A 10802-nucleotide genomic window follows, 5' to 3' on the forward strand; every position below is an offset into this window, starting at 1 on the left:
CCCGGGCGAGGGCGGCACCTGACGTCCACCGCGGCCGGGTACGCTGCCCCTCTGCGGCGCGCACCGGCCGGTCCGGCGCGCCCGCAGCACGTCGCAGCACACACACGGGAGCAATCTGGTGCGGGACCTCAAGCAGCTTGTGAAGGCGTACGACGTCCGGGGCGTCGTGCCGGACCAGTGGGACGAGTCGCTGGCGCACGCCTTCGGTGCGGCCTTCGTCGAGGTGGTCGGCGGCAGCGCGGTGGTCGTGGGCCACGACATGCGCCCCTCCTCGCCCTCGCTGTCCCGCGCCTTCGCCGAGGGCGCCGCCTCCCGCGGCGCCGACGTGGTGGAGATCGGGCTGTGCTCGACCGACCAGCTGTACTACGCCAGCGGCAGCCTGGACCTGCCCGGCGCGATGTTCACCGCCTCGCACAACCCGGCCCAGTACAACGGCATCAAGCTGTGCCGCGCGGGCGCCGCCCCGGTCGGCCAGGACACCGGCCTGTCCGACATCCGCGAGCTGGTCGAGTCCTGGCTCGACGAGGACGGCAAGGTGCACGTCCCGGCCGCCGAGGTCGCCGCCGTGGGCGCGCTGTCCGCCAAGGAGACCCTGGGCGGCTACGCCGACCACCTGCGCAAGCTGGTCGACCTGACCGCGATCCGCCCGCTCAAGGTCGCGGTGGACGCGGGCAACGGCATGGGCGGCCACACCGTCCCCACCGTCTTCGACGGCCTGCCGCTGGACGTCGTCCCGATGTACTTCGAGCTGGACGGCACCTTCCCCAACCACGAGGCCAACCCGCTGGACCCGGCCAACCTGGTCGACCTGCAGGCCAAGGTCCGCGAGGTGGGCGCCGACATCGGCCTGGCCTTCGACGGCGACGCCGACCGCTGCTTCGTGATCGACGAGAACGGCGACCCGGTCTCCCCGTCCGCGATCACCGCCCTGGTCGCCGAGCGCGAGATCGCCCGCGCCCAGGCGAGCGGCGAGGCCAACCCGACGATCATCCACAACCTGATCACCTCCTGGACGGTGCCCGAGGTGGTCCGCGACCTCGGCGGCGTCCCGGTCCGCACCCGGGTCGGCCACTCCTTCATCAAGCAGGAGATGGCGGACACCGACGCGGTCTTCGGCGGCGAGCACTCCGCGCACTACTACTTCCGCGACTTCTGGCGCGCCGACACCGGCATGCTGGCCGCCCTGCACGTGCTGGCCGCGCTCGGCGGGCAGGACGGCCCGCTGTCCGCGCTGACCGCCAAGTACGAGCGGTACGCCGCCTCCGGCGAGATCAACTCCACCGTCGCCGACCAGGCCGCCGCCACCGAGAAGGTGCGCGCCGCCTACGCCGGCCTGGAGGGCGTCACCACCGACGAACTGGACGGCCTCACCGTGGCCGGCCCGGACTGGTGGTTCAACCTGCGCGCCTCCAACACCGAGCCGCTGCTGCGCCTGAACGCCGAGGCCAAGGACCCGGCGAAGATGGCCGAACTGCGCGACGGCGTGCTGGCGATCGTCCGCGGCTGACCGCACCCCGTCAGCCCGCCGCTGACTTTTCGCGTGCCCCGGCCGGTAGGGTTGCCACCGGCCGGGGTACTGCTGTGTCACCGGCCTTCCGCACCCGTTGCCCGAACCCCCGGAGTCCGACCGCCATGAGCCTGCCGTCCTTCCTGCTGGAGATCCTGGTCTGCCCGGAGTGCCGCTCCCCGCTCGACGAGGAGACCGAGGGCGAGGTGCACGAGCTGCGCTGCACCGGCGAGGGCTGCGGCCTGGTCTACCCGGTGCGCGACGGCATCCCGGTCCTGCTGGTGGACGAGGCCCGCCGCCCGTCCTGACCCCTGCCCCGCCAGCCGCTGGAGGACAGCCGCCATGTTCGACGACTCCCTGCTGGACGACCCGGCCGCCCTGCAGCGCGCCGACCGGCGGCGCGAGCTGCTGGCCCTGGCCGGGGCGGGCGCCCGGATAAGGATCGCCCTGCGCCGGGCCGACGCGGCCGGCCTCCGCACGCTGAACCCCGACGGGCGGCCGCGCGCCGTGCTGGTCGCCGGGCACGGCGGCGCGCTGACCGCGGCCGCGGTGCTGGCCGCCCTGGCCGTCCCCAGCAGCCAGGTGTGGCCGCTGCCGCCCGCCGACGCCCGCCCCGGAGGCTTCACCTTCGCCGACGGCGAGACCTGGCAACTGCCCGGCTGGGCAGGTTCGTTGGACCTGATCGTGGTCACCAGCGAGACCGGCCGCGAGGGCGGCCTGATCAACCTGGCCGAGCAGGCGTACACCCGCGGCTGCGCGATCGCGGTGATCGCCCCCGAGGGCTCCGAGCTGTTCGAGGCGGCGCTCCAGGTGCGCGCCCTGCCGCTGCCGTTCGAACCCGGCGCGGTGGAACCGGAGGGCTCCGACGCCGAACCCGACCTCCCGGCCGAGGACCCGGCCGCGCTGTGGGCCTTCCTGGCCCCGCTGCTGGCCCTGGCCGACCGGACCGGCGTCGCCCAGCTCGCCCCCGGCGCGCTGGAGGCCGCCGCCGACCGCCTCGACGAGATCGCGGTGCGCTGCCGCCCCGACGCCCAGGCGTACGACAACCCGGCGAAGTCCCTGGCGAGCCGGATCGCCGAGACCGTCCCGCTGCTGTGGTCCGAGGGCGCCGCGGCCGCCGCCGCGGGGGAGCGGTTCGCCGCCGCCCTCGCCGACCGGGCCGGCCTGCCCGCGCTGGCCGCCCGCCTCCCGCAGGCGCTGACCGCGCACCGCGGCATGTTCGCCGGTCGGCTGGGCGCCGGGGGAGACCCGGACGACTTCTTCCGCGACCGGGTCGACGAGCCGGTGCCGCTCCAGCTGCAGGTCCTGCTGCTGCGCCACACCCCCGGCGTCGCCGAGCTGGAACGGCCCGGCTGGCCGGTCGCCCGGGCCCGCCGCCTGGCCGCCGCGCACGAGGTGCGGGTCACCGAGCACACCTCCAGCCTGGAGGACCCGGTGCAGGCGCTGGCCGAGCTGATCGGCCTGACCGACTTCGCAGCGGTGTACCTGGGCCTGGCCACCCGGGGCTGACACGGTATCGTCCCCTCGTCAACAAAGGCCCGGCAAAGCCCCGGGCGCGCGCGGAGGGACGTACCGGGTTGAGCACCGAAGGCGGCACCAAGGCACTGGTCGCGGCACTGACCGCGAACCTGGGCATCGCGGTCAGCAAGTTCGTGGCGTTCGCGTTCTCGGGGTCGTCCTCGATGCTCGCCGAGGGCGTGCACTCGATCGCCGACTCCGGCAACCAGGTGCTGCTCCTGGTCGGCGGCAAGCGCTCGCAGCGGGACGCCACCGAGCAGCACCCGTTCGGCTACGGCCGCGAGCGCTACGTCTACGGCTTCCTGGTCTCGATCGTGCTGTTCAGCGTCGGCGGCATGTTCGCGATCTACGAGGGCTACGAGAAGATCGCCCACCCGCACGAGCTGGAGAACTGGTACTGGCCGGTCGGCGTGCTGCTCTTCGCCATCCTGCTGGAGGGCTACTCCTTCCTCACCGCCTACCGGGAGGCCTCGAAGGACAAGGGCCAGCACGGCTGGTCCGCGTACATCCGCCGGGCCAAGGCCCCCGAGCTGCCGGTCGTCCTGCTGGAGGACACCGGCGCGCTGATCGGCCTGGTGCTGGCGCTGGGCGGCGTCAGCCTGACCGTCGCCACCGGCGACGCGGTCTGGGACGGCATCGGCACCCTGTGCATCGGCGTGCTGCTGGTGGTCATCGCCCTGGTGCTGGCGCTGGAGACCAAGTCGCTGCTGATCGGCGAGTCCGCCGACGCCGAGGTCGTGGTGAAGATCCGCGAAGCCCTGGTCGACCACGACACCGTCACCTCGGTGATCCACATGCGCACCCTGCACGTCGGCCCCGAGGAACTGCTGGTCGCCGCCAAGATCGGGGTCAACGCGGAGGACAGCGCCGCGGTGGTCGCCGAGGCGATCGACCTCGCCGAGACCCGGGTCCGCAAGGCCGTGCCGATCGCCCGGGCGATCTACCTGGAGCCCGACGTCTACTCCGAGGAGAAGGCCCTCGCGGGCCCCGACGCCGACGCCACTCCGGGCGGACCCGGCCGGAACACCCACTGAGACGCACCCGATCGGTGTAGATTCGTCAGCAGTGCCAAACGTCGCTGCTGATGGCGGTCGATCGGAGCCGGGTTCCGGTCGAGGGAGAGAGGTCCTCCGACGGATTGTGCCGCAGCAGAGGGTCGCTCCCGTGCGCCCTCTGCCGCTCAGCACACCCGCAACCAGGCCCATCCCGCGAGGAGTTCGCATGTCGAACCAGCCCACCGGCGACTTCAAGGTCGCCGACCTCTCCCTGGCCCCGTTCGGTCGCAAGGAGATCCAGCTCGCCGAGCACGAGATGCCCGGCCTGATGTCGATCCGCGCCGAGTACGCCGCCTCCCAGCCGCTGGCCGGGGCCCGGATCACCGGCTCGCTGCACATGACCGTGCAGACCGCCGTGCTGATCGAGACCCTCACCGCCCTGGGCGCCGAGGTCCGCTGGTGCTCCTGCAACATCTTCTCCACCCAGGACCACGCCGCCGCCGCCATCGCGGTCGGCCCGGAGGGCACCCCGGAGAACCCGCAGGGCGTGCCGGTCTTCGCCTGGAAGGGCGAGACCCTGGAGGAGTACTGGTGGTGCACCGAGCAGGCGCTCACCTGGCCCGACGGCCAGACCCCGAACATGATCCTGGACGACGGCGGTGACGCCACCCTGCTGATCCACAAGGGCGTCGAGTTCGAGAAGGCCGGCGCCGCGCCGTCGCCCGACACCGCGGACAACGACGAGTTCCGGATCATCCTGGAGCTCCTCAACCGCACCCTGGTCGAGACCCCGCAGAAGTGGACCGAGGTCGCCGCCACCATCAAGGGCGTCACCGAGGAGACCACCACCGGCGTCCACCGCCTGTACGAGATGCACCGCGACGGCAAGCTGCTGTTCCCGGCCATCAACGTCAACGACGCCGTCACCAAGTCGAAGTTCGACAACAAGTACGGCTGCCGCCACTCCCTGGTCGACGGCATCAACCGCGCCACCGACGTCCTGATCGGCGGCAAGGTCGCCGTGGTCTGCGGCTACGGCGACGTCGGCAAGGGCTGCGCCGAGTCGCTGCGCGGCCAGGGCGCCCGGGTCATCATCACCGAGATCGACCCGATCTGCGCCCTGCAGGCCGCGATGGACGGCTACCAGGTCACCACCCTGGAGGACGTCGTCTCGACCGCCGACATCTTCATCACCACCACGGGCAACAAGGACATCATCCTCGCCTCGCACATGGAGCGGATGAAGCACCAGGCGATCGTCGGCAACATCGGCCACTTCGACAACGAGATCGACATGGCCGGCCTCGCCCAGCTGCCCGGCGTGGTCAAGACCGAGGTCAAGCCGCAGGTCCACGAGTGGCGCAAGGCCGACGGCAAGACCATCATCGTGCTCTCCGAGGGCCGCCTGCTCAACCTCGGCAACGCGACCGGCCACCCGTCCTTCGTGATGTCCAACTCCTTCGCGAACCAGACCATCGCGCAGATCGAGCTGTTCACCAAGACCGAGCAGTACCCGGTCGGCGTCTACGTGCTGCCCAAGCACCTGGACGAGAAGGTCGCCCGCCTCCACCTCGACGCCCTCGGCGTCAAGCTCACCACCCTCACCCAGGAGCAGGCCGACTACATCGGCGTCCCGGTCGAGGGCCCGTACAAGGCCGAGCAGTACCGCTACTGACCCCGGCGCACGCCCCGGTGCCCGGCACCCCCGCGAGGGGTGCCGGGCACCGGCGCGTCCGGGGCCGCCCCTACGGCAGCACGTCGGTCGACCAGGCCGCCCGGTCGTTGCCGCGCGGCACCACGCGGGCCAGCCAGGCCGCCGGATCACCCACCTCGGAGCCCGCCACCGGCTGCGCCGAGTCGACGCACCACTTCACCCCGCCCCCGGTCCCGCACTCCTCCGGGAAGAACGACTGCCCGGGCAGCACGTTCGCGGGCGGGTCCGGCAGGTCCGGCCCGGCGTGCACCACCAGGTAGTGGCTGAGCTGCTCCTGGAAGTTCACCCGGACCTCCCACCGGTCCTCCCCCCGCAGCGGCAGGTACAGCTCGACCTCGGACACCACCGACCGCTCCGGCAGCGAGGACAGCGCCAGCGGCATCGGGGGCGCGTAGTCCCCCGGCAGCACCCCGGCGGCGACCCGCAGCGGCACCTGCTGCCGGTCCGCCTCGGACAGGCCCGCGCTCTCCAACTGGAACCAGCGCCCGCCCGCGGACCGGAACCGCAGCGTGTCCATCGCCGCCGCGAACGCCGGATCGCTCGACGACACCCAGTACGCCTCCTGCCCGTTCACCGGCGGCGCGTCGATCCGCAGCCCGTCCCCCGCACCGATCAGCGGGTCCACGTCCGGGGTCACCCCCACCGGGAACGCCGTCAGCTCGAACCGCGTGGAGACCCCCGGACGGCCGCCGGCGACCACGCCCACCTGGAGCGGGCCCGACCGGTACGTCACCCCGGGCACCGAATCCGGCAGCCAGCCGAACCTGGCCGGCACCGTCAGCACCGTCCGGCCGACCACCGGCGCCGCCGAACTCTGCTCGGTCGGCGCGGTCTTCCGGTAGGCGTCCGGCGGGAGCGACCCGGTCGGCGACCCCGTCGGCAGCACGGCCGGAACCTCCGCCGGGCCCGCCCCGCCCCCGTCCCGCAGCACCGCGAACGACCCCGTCGACAGCACCACCGCCGCGGCCGCCGCCACCACCGTCCAGGCCCGCCGCCGACGCCGCGCCCGGCCCCGGAGCACCGCCAGCGCCGGATCCACCCGCGAGGGCGGCGCCGCCGCCTCCTCCACCGCCACGTAGCGCGCCATCCGCACGGACAGCTCCTCCCCGTCCCCGCTCATGCCCCGGACCTCCCCAACGGGCGCAGCGCCGAGGAACGCCGCAGCGTCTCCAGGGCCCGCGAACTCTGGCTCTTCACATTGCCGCTGGAGCAACCCAGCTCGGCCGCGGTCTGCTCGACCGACAGGTCGCAGTAGTAGCGCAGCACCACCGTCGCCCGCTGCCGCGGCGGCAGCGCCGCCAGCGCCCCCCGCAGGTCCAGCGACACCGCCAGGTCCGGATCCGCGAACGCCGTCCCCTCCGGCGGCCGCGCCGCGGGCCTGGTCCGCCGCCACCACGCGGTGCGCTGCTCGGCCAGGAACGTGTTCACCAGCACCGTCCGCGCGTAGCCGTCCCGGTTCTCCGCCCGCCCCGCGCGGCCCCAGTGGGTGTACAGCTTGGTGATGCTCTCCTGCACCAGGTCGTCCGCACGGTGCCAGTCCGCGCACAGCAAGTACGCGACCTTCCGCAACCAGACCGCCCTGGAGGCCACGAACGCGGTGAACTCCTCGTCCCGCGTCAGCTCCGCCATCCCGGCGCCCCTCCTCCCGAGAACCGGTGGCGCGACCGCACCACCGCCCCCCTGATGCGGGCCGCCCCCGAGAAGGTTGCACCCCCGATTACGTAGGCTTCCCCCCATGCCGAACGGCCGCTACTCCCTCCACGACCCGCACGACGGAACCCCGCTCGGCGAGGAGCGCTTCCAGTGCGCCCCCGGCCCCGCCGGCTGGCGCTACGTCGCCAAGCGCTACCGCCCCGACGGCACCGTCCAGGGCACCACCGACCTCACCCTGGACGCCCGCCACCGCCCGATCCGGCTCGAACTCCGCTCCGGCGGCTGGCAGGTCCGCGGCGGCGCGCTCGACGGCGTCCACTGGGTCCGCGCCGCGGCCTCCGGCTCCGGCCAGGCCGTCGAGGGGGAGGACCGGGCGCACGCCTTCACCGGCGACTCCCCGGCCTTCCTGGTCGCCACCGCCCGGCTGCTCGACCTCGACCCCGGCGCCAGCGCCCGGATCCGCCTGGTCTCCTTCACCGGCGACGCGCTCGCCCCCCGCACCCTCGACCAGGGCTGGCAGCTCCACTCCGTCCAGGACCACCCCACCGACAGCGGCCCGCTCCCCGTCGAGCACTACCGGGTCACCGACCTCGACACCGGCGAGGTCCGCGACCTCCACCTCACCGGGGACGTCCTGCTCGGCGCCCCCGGCATCGACCTCGAAGAACTCGAATCCCCGCCCAACCCGCGCCACTGACCCGGCCCGGACGGGCGCGGACGGGCCCGGACCGGCGCGGACCGGTCAGGCGGGCGGTGCGAACCCGCCGCCGGCCGCCTCCGCCGCGGGCTGCTCCACGGGCTGCTCCACGGGCTTGGCGAGCACCACCGCGCCCGGCTGCGGCGCCTGCGGGTACCCGAGCTGCCGCACCGGCGCCGTCTGCACCGGGGCCGCCTGCGCCGGGACCGGGGCCGCCGTCGGGCCCGGCTGGGCCGGGACCGCCCCGTACGGGGCCGGTTGCTGCTGCTGCGCCAGCTGCGCCGAGTACGCCGTGTAGGCCGCCGCCGAGGCCCGTTCCCACTCCCGGCGCTGGCGCTCCATCAGCACCGCCCCCAGGTACACCAGCGAGGGCAGCCCCGCGGGCACCGGCCAACCCGTCCGCTGCGCCATGTCCGCGGCCATCCGGTCGCCCAGCGCGGCCGCCACCGGCTCGTCCAGCTCGTGCATCCGGCTCAGCACCTGGCGCGCCGACAGCCACAGGCCGTCCGGCACCGCGGACAGGTCCAGCGCCACCAGGTCCGCGCCCAGCGCGTGCATCACCTGCAGCGGCACCGGCGGCACCGCCCCCTGGTCCCGCGCCCCCTGCGGCAGCCGCTCCCGGATCACCATCGTCCCGCCGAAGATGTCGCCGAGCCGGCGCCCCTCCGCGGAGAACAGCGAACTGAGCACCGCGGGCATCGCGAGCAGCCCGAAGTCGATCACCCCGACCAGCCCCCGCACCAGCGCGTGCCGGAACCGGATCGGGCCGCCGTCCGCCCGCACCACCCGCAGCCCCAGCGCGATCTTCCCCAGCGACCGCCCCTGCGACAGGGTCTCGACCAGCGTCGGCAGCAGCACCGTGCAGAACACGAACACCGCGATCATGAACGCCATCTGGGCGGCGTCCTCCAGGTCGGAGAGCCCCATCAGCAGGCCGATCGCCAGGATGAAGTACGCCACCGTGTACACGACCCAGTCCAGCAGCCGGGCCAGGGCCCGCGACGGCAGCCTCGCCGTCCGCAGCCCCAGGACGACCGCCTCACCGGTCACCAGCTCGCTCACGCCACCCACCCGCTCCGCTCCACGGCCCGCCGGCGACCCCGCGTCGCACGGCCCGACCCCCTCGATCAACAGCGGCAAACATAAGGCCGTACACCCCCGGCAGGTAACCCCGGGCCGCCACTCGTCACCACGCTTCCGACATCCCTGCCACGCCGACCCTCCGTTCTGGCAAGCTAAGCCCGCACCAGCCCAGGCAGCACACCAACCAGTTGCCGCCGTCGCCCCGCCGCGCCCCCGGAGAGAACCGCCATGGACCTGGACGTCTTCGTCGCCGCCCACCAGGCGGAATGGCACCGTCTGGAGGTCCTCAGCAGCCGCCGCCGCCTCACCGGCGAGGAGGCCGACGAGCTCATCACCCTCTACCAGCGCGCCACCAGCCACCTCGCCCAGGTCCAGGCCGCCGCCCCGCACCCCGGCGTCGAGGGCCGGCTCACCACCCTGGTCGTCCGCGGCCGCAACGCCGTCGCAGGCGCCCGCGCCTCCTCCTGGCGCGACGCCGCCCGCTACTTCACCACCAGCTTCCCCGCGATCCTCTACCGCACCCGCCGCTGGTGGCTGACCGTCGGCGCGGTCTCCTTCCTCCTCAGCGCCGTGATCGCCTGGTGGATAGGCACCCACCCCGAGATCGTCAAGTCCCTGGTGTCCCCCGAGCAGTACGAGCAACTCACCAAGTCCGGCGGTGAGTTCGAGACCTACTACACCGAGCACCCCTCGGCGAACTTCGCCGCCCAGGTGTGGACCAACAACGCCTGGGTCGCCGCGCAGTGCCTGATCTCGGCCGTCCTGCTCGGCGTCCCCGTGCTGTTCATCCTGCTGGAGAACGTCCTCAACCTCGGCTTCGGCATCGGCACCATGGCCTCCGCCGACCACCTCCAGCTCTTCCTCGGCCTGCTCGTCCCGCACGGCCTGCTCGAACTCACCGCCATCTTCGTCGCCGGCGGCCTCAGCCTCCGCCTCGGCTGGACCGTCATCGACCCCGGCCCCCGCACCCGCGCCGTCGCCCTCGCCGAAGAGGGCCGAGCCGTCATCGGCTCCGTCATCGGCCTCACCGTCGTCCTGATGGTCACCGGCTTCATCGAGGGCTTCGTCACCGGCTCCGCCCTCCCCGACTGGCTCCGCATCGCCATGGGCGTCCTCGTCGAGGCACTCTTCCTGGTCTACGCCCTGGTCCTCGGCAAGCGCGCCGCCGCCACCGGCGAGATCGGCGACGTCGAAGCCGCCGACCGCACCGACCACCAGCCGATGGTCGGCTGACCGCCCCTCGCACGGCGTGGCGTGGTCACGGGTGCCCCGCCAAACCTGGTAGCCTGATGATCAACCCGGCGGGACCATTGACTTGATCCCCATGGGCTAGTAGGTTTGAACGGTTGGGAGCGACTGGACATCCAGTTCCTCCCGGGCGTAGTGTCTACGACACCGCCGAATCGAGGCAGCGCGTCCGAGAGGATGCTGGCCCGGTCAGGCAAAACCCCGAAGCTGAGCAGTGCAGAGCTTTTGATAAGGTCTGCAGCGAAGTCGAAGGAATTCCCACTCCAGCGGGAATGGAAATCGGAGCGAAAAACCTCTGATAAGCTGGGAACACGAAAGAACGAAGCGCCCGGAGGGTCCGCAGGGATGCGGCTCGAAGGAAGTGTCCGTTCCTTGAGAACTCAACAG

10 protein-coding genes are annotated in these 10802 nt (G+C 73.0%); 7 read left to right on the forward strand and 3 right to left on the reverse strand.

Features of this window, described 5'->3' with window-relative positions; translation table 11 throughout:
• Positions 1 to 115 precede the first annotated feature (115 nt).
• The 5 genes from OO57_RS28620 to ahcY all read left to right on the forward strand — a co-directional run bounded on the left by OO57_RS28620 (position 116) and on the right by ahcY (position 5695).
• Positions 116 to 1507: a phosphomannomutase/phosphoglucomutase gene (locus tag OO57_RS28620; RefSeq protein WP_106974135.1), complete on the forward strand. Its 1392-nt coding sequence runs from the start codon at positions 116 to 118 to the stop codon at positions 1505 to 1507.
• Positions 1508 to 1632: 125 nt separating this feature from the next.
• Positions 1633 to 1815, forward strand: coding sequence for a Trm112 family protein (locus tag OO57_RS28625; protein WP_030461914.1), 183 nt, complete (start codon positions 1633 to 1635; stop codon positions 1813 to 1815).
• A 34-nt stretch (positions 1816 to 1849) separates the two neighbouring features.
• Positions 1850 to 3016, forward strand: coding sequence for an SIS domain-containing protein (locus OO57_RS28630; RefSeq protein ID WP_033255591.1), 1167 nt, complete (start codon positions 1850 to 1852; stop codon positions 3014 to 3016).
• 68 nt (positions 3017 to 3084) lie between these two features.
• Positions 3085 to 4059 (forward strand): cation diffusion facilitator family transporter, encoded by a 975-nt coding sequence (locus OO57_RS28635; protein ID WP_033255592.1) that lies wholly within the window; start codon positions 3085 to 3087, stop codon positions 4057 to 4059.
• Positions 4060 to 4246: 187 nt separating this feature from the next.
• Complete coding sequence (gene ahcY / locus OO57_RS28640; protein ID WP_033255593.1) at positions 4247 to 5695, forward strand: adenosylhomocysteinase; 1449 nt, start codon at positions 4247 to 4249, stop codon at positions 5693 to 5695.
• A 70-nt stretch (positions 5696 to 5765) separates the two neighbouring features.
• On the opposite strand, the gene OO57_RS28645 is transcribed toward ahcY, so the two are convergent.
• The gene (locus OO57_RS28645) at positions 5766 to 6854 is read right to left on the reverse strand and encodes a hypothetical protein (RefSeq protein WP_033255594.1); all 1089 of its coding nucleotides are present in this window, start codon (positions 6852 to 6854) and stop codon (positions 5766 to 5768) included.
• Complete coding sequence (locus OO57_RS28650; RefSeq protein WP_033255595.1) at positions 6851 to 7363, reverse strand: SigE family RNA polymerase sigma factor; 513 nt, start codon at positions 7361 to 7363, stop codon at positions 6851 to 6853. The genes OO57_RS28645 and OO57_RS28650 overlap by 4 nt, the downstream gene beginning before the upstream one ends.
• Before the next feature lie 106 nt (positions 7364 to 7469).
• Between OO57_RS28650 and OO57_RS28655 the strand changes: the two genes are divergently transcribed.
• Entirely contained in the window at positions 7470 to 8084 is a 615-nt protein-coding gene (locus tag OO57_RS28655) for a hypothetical protein (RefSeq protein ID WP_033255596.1), read from the forward strand.
• Positions 8085 to 8129: 45 nt separating this feature from the next.
• On the opposite strand, the gene OO57_RS28660 is transcribed toward OO57_RS28655, so the two are convergent.
• The gene (locus OO57_RS28660; RefSeq protein ID WP_033255597.1) at positions 8130 to 9146 is read right to left on the reverse strand and encodes an RDD family protein; all 1017 of its coding nucleotides are present in this window, start codon (positions 9144 to 9146) and stop codon (positions 8130 to 8132) included.
• Positions 9147 to 9395: 249 nt separating this feature from the next.
• Here OO57_RS28660 and OO57_RS28665 point away from each other — a divergent pair, with 249 nt between their 5' ends.
• Positions 9396 to 10400, forward strand: a complete 1005-nt coding sequence (locus tag OO57_RS28665) for a stage II sporulation protein M (RefSeq protein ID WP_033255598.1) — start codon at positions 9396 to 9398, stop codon at positions 10398 to 10400.
• The last annotated feature ends 402 nt before the right edge of the window (positions 10401 to 10802 follow it).

Source organism: Kitasatospora phosalacinea (assembly GCF_000717185.1).
Classification (GTDB): domain Bacteria; phylum Actinomycetota; class Actinomycetes; order Streptomycetales; family Streptomycetaceae; genus Kitasatospora; species Kitasatospora phosalacinea_A.

Excerpts from the sequence above, each read along its gene's own strand:
- OO57_RS28625 (WP_030461914.1), top strand. The coding sequence starts at position 1,633 with ATGAGCCTGCCGTCCTTCCTGCTGGAGATCCTGGTCTGCCCGGAGTGC.
- OO57_RS28630 (WP_033255591.1), top strand. The coding sequence starts at position 1,850 with ATGTTCGACGACTCCCTGCTGGACGACCCGGCCGCCCTGCAGCGCGCC.
- ahcY (WP_033255593.1), top strand. The coding sequence starts at position 4,247 with ATGTCGAACCAGCCCACCGGCGACTTCAAGGTCGCCGACCTCTCCCTG.
- OO57_RS28645 (WP_033255594.1), bottom strand. The coding sequence starts at position 6,854 with ATGAGCGGGGACGGGGAGGAGCTGTCCGTGCGGATGGCGCGCTACGTG.
- OO57_RS28650 (WP_033255595.1), bottom strand. The coding sequence starts at position 7,363 with ATGGCGGAGCTGACGCGGGACGAGGAGTTCACCGCGTTCGTGGCCTCC.
- OO57_RS28655 (WP_033255596.1), top strand. The coding sequence starts at position 7,470 with ATGCCGAACGGCCGCTACTCCCTCCACGACCCGCACGACGGAACCCCG.
- OO57_RS28665 (WP_033255598.1), top strand. The coding sequence starts at position 9,396 with ATGGACCTGGACGTCTTCGTCGCCGCCCACCAGGCGGAATGGCACCGT.